This window comes from Desulfitobacterium sp. PCE1 (assembly GCF_000384015.1).
GTDB lineage: Bacteria > Bacillota > Desulfitobacteriia > Desulfitobacteriales > Desulfitobacteriaceae > Desulfitobacterium > Desulfitobacterium dehalogenans.
The window spans coordinates 1,735,927-1,751,603 of the sequence record NZ_KB913023.1 but is presented as its reverse complement, the minus strand read 5'-3'; the positions used below and the strand labels follow the sequence as shown (position 1 = coordinate 1,751,603).

General features: G+C 47.9%; 12 protein-coding genes and 1 CRISPR repeat array. All 12 genes read right to left on the bottom strand.

The features are described from left to right. Window positions 1-38: 38 nt before the first annotated feature. The gene (locus tag DESPCE1_RS0108745; RefSeq protein WP_019850215.1) at window positions 39-1,514 is read right to left on the bottom strand and encodes a 4-hydroxyphenylacetate 3-hydroxylase family protein; all 1,476 of its coding nucleotides are present in this window, start codon (window positions 1,512-1,514) and stop codon (window positions 39-41) included. Window positions 1,515-1,536: 22 nt separating this feature from the next. After that, entirely contained in the window at window positions 1,537-2,316 is a 780-nt protein-coding gene (locus tag DESPCE1_RS0108740; RefSeq protein WP_019850214.1) for an enoyl-CoA hydratase/isomerase family protein, read from the bottom strand. A 244-nt stretch (window positions 2,317-2,560) separates the two neighbouring features. Further along, window positions 2,561-3,952 (bottom strand): sigma-54-dependent Fis family transcriptional regulator, encoded by a 1,392-nt coding sequence (locus tag DESPCE1_RS0108735; RefSeq protein WP_019850213.1) that lies wholly within the window; start codon window positions 3,950-3,952, stop codon window positions 2,561-2,563. 364 nt (window positions 3,953-4,316) lie between these two features. Then, window positions 4,317-5,600 carry a B12-binding domain-containing radical SAM protein gene (locus tag DESPCE1_RS21285; RefSeq protein WP_019850212.1) on the bottom strand — a complete coding sequence of 428 codons (1,284 nt, stop codon included), beginning with the start codon at window positions 5,598-5,600 and terminating at the stop codon, window positions 4,317-4,319. Window positions 5,601-5,754: 154 nt separating this feature from the next. Next, complete coding sequence (locus DESPCE1_RS24175; protein ID WP_371200501.1) at window positions 5,755-5,955, bottom strand: PaaI family thioesterase; 201 nt, start codon at window positions 5,953-5,955, stop codon at window positions 5,755-5,757. Between the two features lie 90 nt (window positions 5,956-6,045). Next, a complete protein-coding gene (locus DESPCE1_RS0108720; RefSeq protein WP_019850210.1) occupies window positions 6,046-7,533 on the bottom strand; it encodes a hypothetical protein in 1,488 nt (495 codons plus the stop codon). Further along, window positions 7,526-8,920 (bottom strand): cell wall metabolism sensor histidine kinase WalK, encoded by a 1,395-nt coding sequence (locus DESPCE1_RS0108715; protein ID WP_019850209.1) that lies wholly within the window; start codon window positions 8,918-8,920, stop codon window positions 7,526-7,528. The genes DESPCE1_RS0108720 and DESPCE1_RS0108715 overlap by 8 nt, the downstream gene beginning before the upstream one ends. Then, window positions 8,917-9,630: a response regulator transcription factor gene (locus DESPCE1_RS0108710; RefSeq protein ID WP_014793646.1), complete on the bottom strand. Its 714-nt coding sequence runs from the start codon at window positions 9,628-9,630 to the stop codon at window positions 8,917-8,919. Before DESPCE1_RS0108710 ends, DESPCE1_RS0108715 begins: the two co-directional genes overlap by 4 nt. Before the next feature lie 66 nt (window positions 9,631-9,696). After that, window positions 9,697-11,622 (bottom strand): acyltransferase family protein, encoded by a 1,926-nt coding sequence (locus DESPCE1_RS0108705; protein ID WP_028305520.1) that lies wholly within the window; start codon window positions 11,620-11,622, stop codon window positions 9,697-9,699. Window positions 11,623-12,064: 442 nt separating this feature from the next. Continuing rightward, window positions 12,065-13,447: a CRISPR direct-repeat array (repeat unit 32 nt; unit sequence ATTTCAATCCACGCTCTCACGTAGAGAGCGAC). A 169-nt stretch (window positions 13,448-13,616) separates the two neighbouring features. After that, window positions 13,617-13,907 (bottom strand): CRISPR-associated endonuclease Cas2, encoded by a 291-nt coding sequence (cas2, locus tag DESPCE1_RS0108700; protein ID WP_028305519.1) that lies wholly within the window; start codon window positions 13,905-13,907, stop codon window positions 13,617-13,619. Window positions 13,908-13,916: 9 nt separating this feature from the next. Continuing rightward, the gene (cas1c, locus tag DESPCE1_RS0108695; RefSeq protein ID WP_019850206.1) at window positions 13,917-14,948 is read right to left on the bottom strand and encodes a type I-C CRISPR-associated endonuclease Cas1c; all 1,032 of its coding nucleotides are present in this window, start codon (window positions 14,946-14,948) and stop codon (window positions 13,917-13,919) included. Then, window positions 14,945-15,616: a CRISPR-associated protein Cas4 gene (cas4, locus tag DESPCE1_RS0108690; RefSeq protein WP_019850205.1), complete on the bottom strand. Its 672-nt coding sequence runs from the start codon at window positions 15,614-15,616 to the stop codon at window positions 14,945-14,947. Before cas4 ends, cas1c begins: the two co-directional genes overlap by 4 nt. Window positions 15,617-15,677 lie beyond the last annotated feature (61 nt).

Here is a 15,677-nt window from a genome sequence, read left to right as displayed (position 1 = left end):
CTCCTCCTTAAGCCTGATTTTCCAGTATTCGTTTAATTTTATTTTGAAGACCGGGGCGCCATTCCGGCAATCGCCCTGACAATATCCTTTTTCCCTTCGATATCGTACTGGGACGTGATGGCAATCTGCTCCATAATTGGTGAGCCGCCGCCATGGTAGGCTCCATAGTTGGTGGAAGCTGCCAATCCGGAGAGGGTAAAATCGGCGAAGGTGAGCCAAAACTTAATTTGCTCCTCCACCGGGATTTTCGGATTCCGGCTGAGGTACTTCTCCAGGAGCGCTCTCGTCTCTGGATTGACCAGATCCTTTTCATAGGGGAAGGTTGCCGGCATGCCGCCGGCGATATTGCACAGAATCTCCTGCTCGTGAAAAACCGCCTCACCGGTCAGACAGCGGCCGACATTGCAATAGATGGAATTAGGGATGCACCCCCCCGGCCCGTAAGGAACCAACCCCTTGCCCGGAAAATAAATCTCCGGTTTGCCCATGTCCGAGGCGGTATAGCCGGCGGCATATCCCAGTTCTCCGGTCATGATCAGCTCGGAGAGCATCTCCCGCACATGGGAAGTCTTCTCGATTCCATTGATCTCTGCCGCCAACCCGGCCAGACCAATCACATAATCAAGCATGGCCGGCTTGCACCCTGAGTAGGAATGGCGGTGGAACAGAGCAAAGAGCAGAGCGGCGATCCCCCCGTGTTCGACCTCTCCACACAGGAAAACCCGCTCCCAGGGAATGAAACAATCGTCAAAGATCACGTAGGAATCGGAGTATCCGGTGTCGATCCCCCGCTGGTAATGCTCCCGTTTGCGATTATTATGGAAATGAACCACTTGCTTGATCCCTTCATAATCCGAAGGAACAGCAAAGACCACGGCGTATTCTTCTTCTCCTTTTAGCAAGGCCCGATTCGGCACCACAAGAATTTCATCGGAAATTGAGGCTTCGGAAATGTGCACTTTGGAACCGCGGACCACGATCCCGTCACTGCGCTCTTCCACCACATGTACATAAACATCGGGGTCAGTCTGTTCTGCCGGCCGCTTCAAGCGCTCCCCTTTAACATCGGTCTGGGCGCAGCTGACCACCAGATCTTCTCTCTGAAAACGCTCCAGCCATTTAAGCCAGTTGTCATAGTACCTGGTCTTGGCCCGCGGAGATTTTTGGGCTTCAAATGCTACGGCGTTGATCGCATTAGCGGCATCAATCCCCATGCAGCGTTGGATGCAGGAACCTACCTTGTTGCAGAGGTAGCGGGTCATGTCCTGCTTCTTATGCAGATCCAGCGGGTTTTGATGAATATGGTTGAAGCGGTTGATGGTTTCGCCGGTCAGGTGGGAGACCGCCGTGCATAGTTCCCGGCTGGCCGGATCCCAGACTGCATCAAAGGTCAACCCCATGACATTGATGACACTCTCCTGCCGTTCATCCAAGCGATCAATTTTTTCTCCATTACAATAAAGATTGGGGTTCATTTTCCCTAACTTTTCACTATACTGGGCCCGAGTTCTCATAGTCATCCTCCTTTAAGTTTTTCTACCGCCCTTTGAAGTCAGGCGGGCGTTTCTCGATAAAAGCACGCATTCCTTCCTTTTGATCCTCGGTGGCAAATAACAGGGAAAAGCACTTATGCTCGTACTGCATCCCGGCTTCCAGATCCATTCGCAGTCCTTCGTCAATCGCGGATTTAGCCAGGTGCAAGGCTACAGCTCCCCGGGCGGCAAAGCGTTTGGCCATTTTCAATGTTTCTTCGCGCAGTTGGTCGGCAGGAACCACTTTGTTGACCAGGCCCACCCGCAAAGCCTCATCGGCATTAATAAAATCGCCGCTGAAAATCAGTTCTTTCGCCTTGCCGGCTCCAATCAGACGGGGCAGCCGTTGGGTGCCGCCGGCCCCGGGCAGGATACCCAGTTTGATCTCGGGCAGACCGAATTGGGCGCTGTCTGCAGCAATCCGCACATCGCAGACCAGGGTCAGTTCACAGCCGCCTCCCAAGGCAAAACCGGCAATAGAAGCAATCACTGGTTTGGGTATAGTTTCAATCAGGCTAAATGCCCGGTGGGACGGCCTTCCGCCAATAGCTGCATCCACAGTCGAAAGGTTGGCCATCTGTTTGATATCCGCCCCAGCCGCAAACACCTTATCCCCTCCGGTAATGATCACGGCCTGTACAGAACGGTCAGCTCCCAATTCCAGAGCCACATCCCCCAGTTCGTTAAAGACCTGGCCGTTCAAAGCATTCAGTACTTCAGGCCGGTTCAACGTGACGGTGGCAATACCGTCGGCAATATCCACCAAAATTGTTTCGTAGGCCATTTCTGATTCTTCCTCCTCTTGTATCCAATTGACTGAATTATCCGAATATTTATTTGCTGAGCACTCCCCTCCCTGTCATTTCATTTGACTAAACTCTCTATATACAAGAATCATGCCAACTTCCCAACAAAAGAGAAAAAGCCTTCATACAGGGGATTACCTGCCGAAGGCTGATCACTAGGTGTATAGTTAGGATACAACTCCATACTTCTTGCTTGTCATTAAGTATACATTGGAAACACTTTTACTTCTCAATACCGTAACGGCGCAACTTGTCATAGAAGGCCCGCCGGGAAATACCCAGAGCTTTCATGGCTTGGGAACGATTGTTGTTATAAGTGGCCAAAGCGGTCAGGATCATCTCTTTCTCCACCCGGGCTACTGTTTCTTTCACATCATAAGGGCGATCATGGTGGTGCCTGATATCGTTTTGGGAGATCAGGTACCCGGGCAGATGCTGCAACTCGATGACCGAGCCGCTGCAGACAATACAGGCATGTTCCAGGACATTCTGCAGTTCGCGGATATTTCCCGGCCAATCATGGGCCTGAAAAACGCGAATGACATGGGGGGATAAACTCATCTCCCGGCCGAATTCGGCGGAAAACTGCCCCAGGAATGTGGTGGCCAATACCATCAGATCATCCTTGCGCTCCCGCAAAGGAGGAAGGAATAAAGGTACGATATTCAGACGGTAGAAAAGATCGCTGCGAAAGGTTCCTTTCTCCATCATAGCCTCCAGGTCGCAATTGGTGGCAGCAATCACCCGGATATCCAGGCCGATGGTCTTGGTGCCGCCGATCCGCTCCAATTCCCGCTCCTGCAGAACCCGCAGCAATTTGGCCTGCATCGCGATGGACATATCTCCGATTTCATCAAGAAAGATCGTGCCGCTATGGGCTAACTCAAATTTTCCCAGTTTGCCGCCTTTTTTAGAACCGGTAAAGGCTCCTTCTTCATAGCCGAACAACTCACTCTCCAGCAGAGCCTCCGGAATGGCCGCACAGTTGACCTTGATCAACGGTTTATCCTTGCGCCGGCTGCAGTTGTGGATCGCCCGGGCCAACACTTCTTTCCCCACGCCGCTTTCCCCGCGGATCAAAACCGTACTGTCGGTCTTGGCCACTTTGGCTGCCAGAACCAGGGTCTCTTTTAAGCGGGGATTCTGGCCCACGTATTCTTTGAACGATAAAGGAAGTTGCTCCCATTGTTCCAGTTGTTCTTTCAGGTAATCAGCTACCCCCTGAGTGCGTTTCAATTCCTGATTCAGGTGCACGACTTCTGTAATGTTTTTGAAAATGGATACTGAACCGAACACTTTATTATTTTTGATCAGGGGAAAGGTACTGCCAATCACGTGGATACCCAACGAATGGAGATAGCTTTGGCCATAGCGAACCCTGCCCTTACGCAAGACATCGATGGCTGCAGCTTCCGGTTCGATCTTGGACAGTTTGCGCCCCAGCACCTTGCTGACCGGAACGCCCAAGATTTGGGCATAGGCCTCATTGGCAAAGACGATAGTGGTATCCGCATCCAAGACCAGAACGACATCACTGATCTTGTTCAGAATGTCAAAGAGCAGTTCCTGATCCCATTGGGGGATCACTTCGGTAGTCACCGCATGTGCTCTCACGGCCGTTCTTTCCTTTCCTTCTGTGCGTTATGTAAACATTATAGCAGAAGAAGAACGCACCATCCTATTTTTGGTCTGAATGGTTGTTTTTCCTATTCCAATGGCAACCGTTACTAAGGGATTACTCCCGGTTCCGTTTTCCTGAGAAGTTAATTCGAGGGTATACGTCCCTTTATTGGTGGCCCAATGCTCAGGCAGCCTGGATCAAGTTGGGTCAAATAAGCCTTTCCTTAATCGGTACCATTAATTATTTAACAAACACTGTTGAATATGATGTAACAGATTAGTACTAGGGGCATCCGATCCCTGGGGAATAATCACTAATCTCAAACTTAATCACCAAACATATCCTAATCAACATACTCTACTCATTCGGTCCATAAAGCTTATATGAAAAATAATAGGAGAGATTTAAAGGCAGCGTCCACCATAACCCTGCCGTTGATTTGCTTAATCTTTTCCCAATGCTTTTTAGAGAATAGAACTGACTGTTTACCCAGTTAAAACCTTCCAGCAGTTCCTCACAAGTCATATTTTTAGGTTTAAAGACGACATCTCTTCTCCCATTGTATTTACTCCAATCATAGGTCAATATTCTACCTTCATCTTCAAGGCGCTTGAACAAAGGAGTACCCGGATAGGGAGTAAGCATATTGAAGGTAGCATTTTGAACTCCGGCAGCTTCAAGGAAAGAAATCGTTTTTCCGAAAATACTTTTGTCATCTTCATCAAAACCGAAAATAATCCCTACCTGTACAGATATTCCATAGGAGTGGATCTTTTTAATGATTTTATAGTAATCTTCTACTTTATTGAAGGATTTATTGGCGTTATCCAGGCTGATTTGAGATACCGACTCTAGTCCCAGGAACAGCTGCTTGCAGCCGCTTTTGGCCGCCAATTCCAATAATTCATCATTCCATCCGGCGTGAATACTGGTCTGACTGCTCCACCATTTTCGATAAGGAACGAGCGCCCGGAAAAGTTCCTTGGCGTACGGTGGATCTGCGGCAAGATTGTCATCCCAGAAGATAATAACTTTCCCGTTGAAAGAGCCGTATTCCCTGGCAACTTCTTGAACGGGCCTTTTTCTGAATTTGCAATGATACATTACTGCTAAAGCACAGAACTCACATTGATTAGGGCAGCCACGGGTTGCAAACATAATTCCCCCGGAATGATCCCTTCTGTGAAATAAATCTTTGCGTGCCATAGGGAGGTTAGTCAAGGAAGAGGGATGCTTTTGTTCATATCTTTTTTTAAACCGTTTATTCTCAAAATCAGCCAGAAATTCTATCCATGTATCTTCCGCTTCCCCTATAAATATAGCATCGGCATGCTTTTCGGCTTCATCCGGCAGCAGTGACACATGGGGTCCGCCCATGACCACGGGTATACCTCTTTTCCTGAATTCTGCAGCTATTTCATACACATAGTTGGCACTGGGGGTATGAAACGTTATGCCGACTAAATCTGCTTCCTGATTAAAATCGATCTCTTCCTGACCTTCATCGATATGCTTTATTTCCCAATGCGATGGGGTTAAGGCTGCCAGATAAGGCATTGTAACCTGTTGAAAATTTATAACCCTTGTTTTTCTGATTTGTCTTATTTCATGGGCTGAAGCTGTAATAAGCAATAATTTCATACGGAAACCTCACAGTTAGTCGTTCAGTTTAAATATAGCAGCGCCAGCTTCATATCGCCATGTTTTTGTTTAGTTAAATTTAATTCCATTAATTATTTAAAGGACTATTGTGGTTACTCGAATAAATTGAAGATAAAGAGTTCTTTGATTTTCGTTAATATAATTTAGTCCGTTTACTCTCATCGTTCCCTTTTAAAATCATACATGTACTTGTGGCATGAGCAACAAGGCTCCCTTTTTTATCATAGATATGACATTCAACTAAGCCCATTGACCCCCCTTTTTTTATAATTTTACCCTCAGCCCGAAGTTTACCTTCCCAAATAGGTTTAAGAAAATAATTTAGGCAAGGCAAAGTTTAATGATTTGCTGGAAACACTAAAAAAATTACAAAAATCCGCCAAATTATGAAATTAAGCAAGGGCCTCAAAAATTGAGGCCCTTATCAGCGCATCCGCACAGAGTCCTTTGCCAGGGCTTGGGCACCATAAACGAGAAAGGACTTTTCCCAGCTGTCCACATAAGACCCAGTACCCCACTCCGCCATGATTACAGTAGCTCCTTCCGGCAGATCAAGCTCCGCCAAAGGGGTTACCCCTAATTGCTCCGTGCCGATGGGATAAATCGTTAACTTATTTTTGGTTTTGACCAGGGCGATATCCTTATTGGGCGAAGTAAAAGCGTCTAAGGCATCGGGAACCCGGTCTTTAATTTTGTACCAGCTTAAAACCAAGGTATCGTAGAAGATCAAATTAGCCGGAGGAATGAGCTTAAGTTCAAAATCGGTTTCCTCAAAAGCCCCTCCATTTTGATAATTGATTCTCCCCACCAGGGACCAATGGCCGTTTTTCCGTATCAGGCCAAAATTTTCCCCGGGCTCATCCTGGTTAATCGAAGTCATTCCTTTCTCCCTTAAGGCTGCGACAGCCTGTTCCCTGGCGCTTAAATAGGCGTTAAATCCCTTGTCCCCCAACAAATCGGACACTTTAATCTCGGTAGAGGATGAGAGTTTGTCCACGGGTAGCATCTGCAATTGATTGACACCGGAAGTTCTCTTTTCGATGGCAACAAAGTCATTACCGATATAATGGATGACTCTTTCCGCCGGATCGGTAGTGCCTTGATCCTCCGTTTCCGCTCCGGCTTCTGTTTCTGTTTCCCCTGTCTTCAGCTCGGGTACCTTGACCGTTACATTGCGGGCAGTAAGCAGATTGCCTGTCTTGCCGGCGGAGGAGAGGTCCTGGACACTAAGTTCCCAAAAACCGCTGGTCCGCGGGAAAAAAAGCTGGTCAGAGGCCAGGACCGGGTGGAGTTGATGGTGATCGGCGGCAATCCATAGTGTCTGATAGGTATAGCCTGTGTCTGAGGGGATCCTCAGTCCCAGCAAGACGCCGGATATCCCTTCCCTGCTATCCTGGTTCAGATCCTGGGCATTGGTATTCGCCGCTCCCAGGGTACTGTCGGCCTCATCAGCAACCTTCTTCAATAAAAGAACCTTATTTTGCACAAAGAAAATCATCCCGGTATCATCCAGCTTCATAAATTCTCCCAGATAATTAGTAGCGGCATAAACCGTAATCACATCAACCTTCTCGGTTTTCGGGCCGAAAATACCGGCAGGGGGGATATATTTTGTCTGCAAATAATCCTCGGCCTTCACTCTTTTGATTTTATAGGAAGGATTATCCCAGACATGGCCGCCGAAAGAGATGGCGCCTGGAGCAAATTGAACATCACTCCCTAACCATTGCTGGGTTCCTCCTTCGCTGCCGTTGGCATCCAACTCCTGAAGCACCTTCCATTTCCCTCCCAAGGAACTGACCGGGCTGGAGGGCGGGATAATCTTACCTGCCGATGCGCCCGAAAATTCGGCGCAGCCGCTAAGGATGAGCAGCAAAAAAGAAAGGAGAAGAAGGAGGGATTTTTTAACCATTGGCACACACCTCTCGAGGCAAAGTAATGACCACAGTCGTTCCCACATTGACTTCACTGCGGATTTCCAGCCGGCCTTGCATCAGGGTAACGATCTCTTCACAGATGGATAAACCAATCCCGTTTCGGGAGCGTGAGGTCTTGCCCTTGTAAAACTTTTCCTTCACCATGGGCAGCTCCTCGCCGGCAATGCCGCACCCGTTGTCGGAGATCGTAAAGGTATAGTCTTTCTCCCCTACCTCGGCCTCAAAGCGGACGTACCCCTCGGCAGGCGTAAAATTCAAGGCATTATCCAAAATATTGATCAGCACTTGTTTTAAACGGTTAGGATCGGTCAGCAAGTCGGGAAGATTTTCCGGGTAAACCACCGTAAACTGGATATTTTCCCGTGTCGCCCGGGGGGTCAGCTGTTTGCAGATATGCTCCATCAACTCGGCCAAATTGACATTGACATATTTAAGCTTGATCCTGCCAGAAACAAATTTGGAAAAGTCCAGGAGTTCTTCAACCATCTGGGTGAGCCGTTCGGCCTCTTTGGCAATGATGCCGAGACCGTCGTTCAACGTTTCTTTCTGTTGGAATTTTTCACTTTGCAGGGTAATGGCCCAGCCCATAATCGAGGTTAAGGGGGTGCGCAATTCGTGGGAAACTGAAGATATGAAATCGTTTTTCAGCTTTTCTTTTTTGGTTATTTCTTCTGCCATATAGTTTAATGTGTCGGCGAGCTTGCCGATCTCGTCATTCCGCTTTTTCCTGCTCTTGATCTGAAAATTGCCTGCCGCCATGCTTTCAGCAACGGCTGTCACTTCCTTCAAGGGGATAAGAATGGTATTGGCTAAGAAAATGCTGAGCAAACCGACCACCAGTGCCACAAAGAGGCCAATAGCAATAAAAATTTTAGCCGTGTCCTGAATATCCTGATCAATTTCGCTGGTAGAACCAATAAAACGCAGGGCCCCCACAATTTGTCCCTCCGATTTTAAAGGATAGGCTACGGCCATAACTTTCTGACCGTTTAATTTCCCCACCCATTCCCCCATCTTATCATTGAGGGCATCCTGAATATCCTCCATGGGTTCTCCTTGTTCCGGGATCGTCCCCAGAGAGTCCATGACAATCGTCCCGTCTTTATCGACAATTTCCACTTGGGCATTGCTTTGATTCCAAAAGGCATCCACATTATACAGGATGTTATCTTCCAGGGAGGTATCGGAATAATATTTGGAGTACATGTCCGCGCTGATTTTCACCTGGTTGGTCAGGTTGCCCCTCAGGCTGCCGTAATAATTCTGCTGGACGGTATAGATAAGCAGCACTTCCAGGATGGCCACCGAAACCAAAATTACGATCATGAAATTCGCTGTCAGTCTCCCTCTAATCCCTTTCATGGCAACCTCCCAGTTGTCTCCTTCTGCCACCGGTAACCGGAACCCCAAATGGTTTTAATATGCCGGGGCTCAGAGGGGTTGTCCTCGATTTTTTCCCGGAGCCGCCGGATATGCACATCCAGAGTTTTCGTATCCCCAAAATAATCTTCTCCCCAGATGGCATTCAGCATCTCCTCCCTGCGCAGGGCTTTCCCCGGATTTTCCATAAACATTTTTAACAAGGAGTATTCCGTGGGGGTGAGCTCCACTTCCTGATTGTTTTTGAGGAGTTTATTGGCAACAGTATCCAGATGCAGACTGCCGTAAGTATAGGCCCTTCTGCCGGGTTCATAGCGATCCCGGCGTCTTAACAGCGCTTTGATCCTGGCAATTAATTCGAAAGGGTTAAAGGGCTTGACCATATAATCATCCGCTCCCAGTTCAAGCCCCATAATTTTATCCGTATCCTGCCCCTTGGCCGTGAGCATGATAATCAGCGGGTCCGGCATGGTTCCGCGAATGTGCTGACAGACTTCCAGTCCGTCCATCCCCGGCAGCATCAGATCCAGGACCACTAAATCAGGGAGAAATGTGGTAAGCAGAGCCAGGGCATCCTCCCCGCTCTCCGCTTCTCCCACTTCATATCCGGCCGTCTCCAGATTAAGGGTGATAAAACGCCGGATCGATGCTTCATCTTCAACAACCAGTACTTTTACCTTATTCTCGTGCATAGTCTCATCCCTCAGTTTTCGCTTTAGGTTTTTTCTAATTATAACACGATTTTTGTTTTATCACTTTTATTTGGGAGATAAGGCGTTGATGAGCATCTCTCCGTAGGCTTCCACCCCAGCCTGGGTCAGATGAACTCCGTCGGAGTAGAAGTAATCGTTATGGCCCTTGCTTGTTGAATACCAATCGATCAGTTTGGTCTTGGGGTAAGTCTGGGCTACTCTTTTGAGAGTCTCATTTACCTCTCCTTCCCAAGGCTTGGGGACCCGGGAATTGATCAGCAGGATCTCGGGACTTCCTTGCAGGGAGTCGAGAGTTTGCTTGAGTTGTTTTTCGCTGAAGGAACCGTTCGTCCCCAATTGAATAATCACGGTTTTCCCCAGCTTGCCCTCTTTCTGAAGCCCGGCAATAACCTCCGGGGCCTGATACATCTGTCTTCCTAGTTGGGCATCGACGACAACCCCCTTAAGCCGTTCCTGTAAAACAGGCTCCACATTGATCATGACGGAATCGCCGATGACTGTAATATCATTCCCGGCAGCGTCCCCCTTGACGGCATTGTCTTTCTGCTCCGTCTCTTGGGTTTCATCTTCTTGTTTATTCACATTTTCATTTGCATTTTCATTTGCATTTTCATTTTGATTCTGAGTCTGTGTTTGTTCTGTTGCCTCATGGTTCTCCGTTATAGCTTTTGCTGAAATTCCCGCACCCTCATTGCCGGAGTTATCAGCAACACAAGCGGGAGTTATAAACAACAGCACAGTCATCAGCATTATACTGAGAGAAATTTTGGCGCCGGCACACAATGGTCTTTGCCACCACTGAAGAACCGGTGTCCGCCTCCGCCCCCGTCTCCGCCTTCCGTACCGGATGGGGTCCTCAATGAAGTAGCGGGACAGGGCGGCCAGAATAATGCTTAACCCAATTTGCCAGAGGGTACGGGAAAGATCCAAGCCTCCCGTATTCACAACGGGATTGGTCAGGATGATGACGGGATAATGCCACAGATAAATTCCGTAGGAACACTCTCCCAGCCAGCGCAAGGGTCCCCAGCTGAAGAACCGGCCCAGAAAACTGGACGGGTGGGCCAGAACGGCCACCAAAATAGCCGCGGCAACAGAGAAGAGCAAGAGTCCGCCCTGATAGAGGAAGGCCTGGTATTGGTTGGTTTTCCCAATCATCAACAGCACCACCAATAGCCCCAGAATGCCTGCCCCATCAAGAACCCATCTTTTTGAGCCGGAGAGTTCCCCGGCCATCTTCCCGCTGGGCCAAACCATAGCTAGAACTGCTCCCACCAGCAAAGAGAACGCCCGGGTGTCCGTTCCGTAATAGATCCGGCTGGGATCCTGACCCGGTATATAGATCAAGGCCATGGCCGCAGCCGATGCCAATGTAACAGCAATTGTTCCCATGGTCAGCCATTTGCGTCGCCGGATCCGGCTCAGTCCCAGTCCCAAAAGGAGGGGCCAGATAACATAGAACTGTTCTTCTACCGCCAAAGACCAGAGATGCCCCAAAGGAGACGGGGGGCCGAAGCTTTCAAAGTAGGAGACCTGATGAAAGATCAGATACCAGTTACTGATATAGAATACCGCGGCCAGGACTTCTCCCTTCAAGGCTGCCAGACGTTCCGGAGCCCAAAGCATCATCCAGAGCATTACCCCCGCCAGCATTACAAAAACAGCGGGCAGTAGCCGTCGGGCCCGGCGCAGCCAAAAATCTTTCAAGTCAATCCTTCCGGTGCCATCCCATTGTTTCAGGAGAATATTGGTAATTAAATACCCGGACAGCACAAAGAACAAAGTTACCCCTAAAAGTCCTCCCGGCGCCCAGGATACATTGAGATGGTAGGCAATCACGGCAAACACCGCCAAAGCCCTCAGGCCGTCCAAGCCCGGCATATAGCCGCAGGAATGCGCCCGTACTCTCCTCCCCCTTTGCGGTCGGTTCGGCTGTTCATACAATTGATTCGTTTTTGTGCTGCAATTCATTTCATCTTCACTCTCCACTTGTGCCAGGCTCCGGATCTTGCCGTCATAGCTATTTCTTCCTCTTCACCTTACCAAGTTTTGAGTTGCAGTGCTTTACAAAAACCTTAAAAATTCTTACGGAAAAGTTAAAAATTCACGAATGGTGACACATCGTGAAAAATAAAGAAAAAAGAGCGTTTTAAACGCTCTTTTAAAACTTTGTCTTTACCATAATATCCCATAAAAATATTTTTTGCATATGATGATATATAAACTAAAGGGGGTTGAATTTATGTTTTTATGCGGAGCTGGTATAGCGATAATTGCCATTTCTATCCTCATTTTGATTGCTTTAGGCCTTGTATTCTGATTTGAGATTCTCTTTTGCAGCTTTGGTCTCAGGTAGCCACGTTTCCATCAGGGAAAGATGGCAAAATCTTCATCGATGAAGATTCTGACCCGGGGTTGATTCTACGCTCTCACGTAGAGAGCGACAATATTCCTAATAGTGTATAGTATGTGGTATCAATTTCAATCCACGCTCTCACGTAGAGAGCGACATACCTCATAGGGGTACTGGCACTTTCCATTTGATTTCAATCCACGCTCTCACGTAGAGAGCGACGGTGTTGATTTCAAAGGTTTAAATAATCCACCAAAAATATTTCAATCCACGCTCTCACGTAGAGAGCGACAAAGAAGGAACTACCACTTCAGGAGGGATGTTGGAATTTCAATCCACGCTCTCACGTAGAGAGCGACATGTAACTTGAGCCATCTAGCGATCTTAGTTGTGCAATTTCAATCCACGCTCTCACGTAGAGAGCGACGCAATGCTGTGGGAGCGGTTCAAGACCCGCGCCTATTTCAATCCACGCTCTCACGTAGAGAGCGACACAAGGCAACTGCAACTCCTGCAGTGCACCGGGTTCATTTCAATCCACGCTCTCACGTAGAGAGCGACGTAAACGCTATGGGCCATTGGATTGACTAACTTATTTCAATCCACGCTCTCACGTAGAGAGCGACATAACCGCAATGCCGGGGATGCCACTATCTTGGATTTCAATCCACGCTCTCACGTAGAGAGCGACTTACGAATTTAGTATCGTTGTTTTCCCGGCTTATGAGATTTCAATCCACGCTCTCACGTAGAGAGCGACGCAAGTTTATTAAATAAGCAACAAGTATACGAGTTAAAATTTCAATCCACGCTCTCACGTAGAGAGCGACCTGGGGGCTTATGTGGATTATTGCCTGGTGAAGTACGGATTTCAATCCACGCTCTCACGTAGAGAGCGACAGACAGGCGATGTTAGGTCTCCCTTAAGACCCCTAAATTTCAATCCACGCTCTCACGTAGAGAGCGACATTGAAAAGCTCCAAGGCGAAAACAAAGCGGCCAATATTTCAATCCACGCTCTCACGTAGAGAGCGACTTTAGCTCTTGAAGTTCGTTTTTACAGACATTTAGAATTTCAATCCACGCTCTCACGTAGAGAGCGACAAAACCATAATCGATGGCCTGTATGAATCCTACGATTTCAATCCACGCTCTCACGTAGAGAGCGACTGCGGCGAGACATTACGCTGATTTTATCCAGGGAATTTCAATCCACGCTCTCACGTAGAGAGCGACTTAAAACTGAATTCGAGGTTGAGCTCCAAGAATTCGGAATTTCAATCCACGCTCTCACGTAGAGAGCGACAATCGCTTGCTGTGGTCATGTCAACGTCGGACAGCGAATTTCAATCCACGCTCTCACGTAGAGAGCGACCGGATCGAACAAGCAATTGAACATCTTCCGGCCAGAATTTCAATCCACGCTCTCACGTAGAGAGCGACAGCAAAAAGTAAACAAAAATCATCTATCGGATGGCATTTCTGTTCAATTCCTTAAACTTTCCCTCAATACCTTACCATAATCAATTATTTCTCCCCTATATTTCAACAATTTTCCTCTCGTTTGGCGGTGCGAACCTCCCGAGGATTTTATGTGCACTATAGGTTCGCACTAAATGATCAGGGTATCCTCAACATTAAAAGAGGCTTTTGCTCCTATATGCTCAACCTTATTCTTATAGTTATTCCCCAGCATATAGAATCTCAAGCTATCCGTCTCCGTATCAATAATCTGCTCAAGCTTATGCTGAACCTCACGGAATTTTGCCGCATCCAGCACGCACTCAAAGACTGAATTCTGGACACGCTGCCCGTAGTTCACACATTGTTTCGCAACCTGACGCAGCCGCTTTCTTCCTGCCGCGGTTTGAGTATTGACGTCATACGTGATCAGCACTAAAATCTTTCTCACCTACTTCCACATAAAAGCTGGGTATCCGTCCAAATCCCCCCGGATAAACCTAGCCAACAACATAGCCTGAGCATAGGGCACAAGCCCCCACTCCATTTTCTCCTGTAGAAAGGGATGCTTTTTCTCTTCCTGTTTCCTGCTTTGCCACGCCTTAAGGATATCTCTTCTTGTGTCATGATCCATTATAACTGCTCCGTTTTCCATCCGGGTGAACCCGCCGGGATTGACTTCCCGTCTATTGATTAAAGAAAGGACAAAACGATCCGCATAGACTGCCCGCAGCTCTTCCATCAGATCCAGGGCCAGTGATATCCTTCCCGGTCTATCCCGGTGCAAAAATCCTACATAAGGATCCAGTCCCACTGTTTCCAGGGCAGCAGCAACGTCATGGGCCAATAAGGTATAGACAAAGGAGAGCATGGCATTAACATTGTCCAGAGGAGGCCGTTTATTCCGAAATTTGAAATAAAAGTCCTCTTTCTGCTGGAGAATCAAATCATCCAACACCCGGAAATATTGGGCTGCAGCCTCCCCCTCCACACCCCGCAGTTGGTCTAAATCCTTACTGTTCTCGACCAATTTCAGAGCATTAGCCAGAGTTTGGCAGACTCCCTTTAATTTCTCTACATCCAGCCTTGCCCCGTGATCCCGGGTGGCCCGTTCCACCACCCAACGGGAGTTATATACTTTCCCCAAAATAAAACTCTTGGCAATTCTATGGCTTGCCACCTCATCGTCGGAAAGTCTGTACTGGGCTTTTCTTAAGGTGACATTGCCTCTGACTTCCCCCACTACTCTGCCCAGAAATTTCCCGTTGGATTTCATAAAGCTTAAGGAGATATTGCGCTTGGCACAAGCGCCCATCAAGGCCGGGCTGGCCCCGGTATAGCCAAAGGTAATGATGCCCTCCAGATTATGCAGAGGAACTCTCAATGCCTCCACATCATCCTTCAAAATCACAATATTTTCTCCATCAAGGGATAGATAAGTATTGGGGGAAGTTACATAGAGAGTATTCAATAATTTTCTCATGGATCAACCTCGATCTCTGAAATAGTTTTCTTCATATAGTCCAGGGCCGATGGGTTCTTACACAGCTTGGGCAGGCAGAGTTCACTGAGGGAACAGGCTTTGCATGCTTTCGTCGTTTTAACCTTAGGGGTATATCTCTTGGCATAGAGCTCATGCATCTCCTGGCAAATCCTTTTGACTTCCTCCCGTATCTCCTCATCCAAGGTAACTTTCGTTCTGCGTCTGGGTTCCCCATAATACAAAAATCCTTCGGGTATGGTACACAAGAGCATTTCTTCCAAACACATAGCCTGAGCGCATAACTGCAGGACATCAGCATTGTCCTGCTTGGGTTTACCCCGTTTATATTCCACAGGAACTGGCTGATAAGTTCCCTCCCTGCCGTATAAGGTGACTCCGTCCCGGGATTTATGAAATTCCACCACGTCACAAGCCCCGGTAATCCCCAGAGTACGGGAAAAAACCCCCATACCTCGAGAAATGATCAGAGCTCCCCGCTTTTCTTTAATCATCGAATCATGGGTTTTCTCGTGCAGGATTGCCCCTTCTACGGTACGAAGGTTCTCCTGCCACTGCTGTTCAATATGGATTAAGGCCCACTGGCGTTTGCAAAACGCATAATGCTGTATCCCTGACAAGAGTAGGAAATCTTCTTCACCATATTCCATTAGAAACCTCCAGATTCAATTCTTCCAAGACTCTATTGATACTATAACTATCAGTGTTTAT

Coding starts and splice junctions, on each gene's coding strand:
- DESPCE1_RS0108745 (WP_019850215.1), bottom strand. CDS start 1,514: ATGAGAACTCGGGCCCAGTATAGTGAAAAGTTAGGGAAAATGAACCCC.
- DESPCE1_RS0108740 (WP_019850214.1), bottom strand. CDS start 2,316: ATGGCCTACGAAACAATTTTGGTGGATATTGCCGACGGTATTGCCACC.
- DESPCE1_RS21285 (WP_019850212.1), bottom strand. CDS start 5,600: ATGAAATTATTGCTTATTACAGCTTCAGCCCATGAAATAAGACAAATC.
- DESPCE1_RS0108720 (WP_019850210.1), bottom strand. CDS start 7,533: ATGGTTAAAAAATCCCTCCTTCTTCTCCTTTCTTTTTTGCTGCTCATC.
- DESPCE1_RS0108715 (WP_019850209.1), bottom strand. CDS start 8,920: ATGAAAGGGATTAGAGGGAGACTGACAGCGAATTTCATGATCGTAATT.
- DESPCE1_RS0108710 (WP_014793646.1), bottom strand. CDS start 9,630: ATGCACGAGAATAAGGTAAAAGTACTGGTTGTTGAAGATGAAGCATCG.
- DESPCE1_RS0108705 (WP_028305520.1), bottom strand. CDS start 11,622: ATGAATTGCAGCACAAAAACGAATCAATTGTATGAACAGCCGAACCGA.
- cas1c (WP_019850206.1), bottom strand. CDS start 14,948: ATGAGAAAATTATTGAATACTCTCTATGTAACTTCCCCCAATACTTAT.
- cas4 (WP_019850205.1), bottom strand. CDS start 15,616: ATGGAATATGGTGAAGAAGATTTCCTACTCTTGTCAGGGATACAGCAT.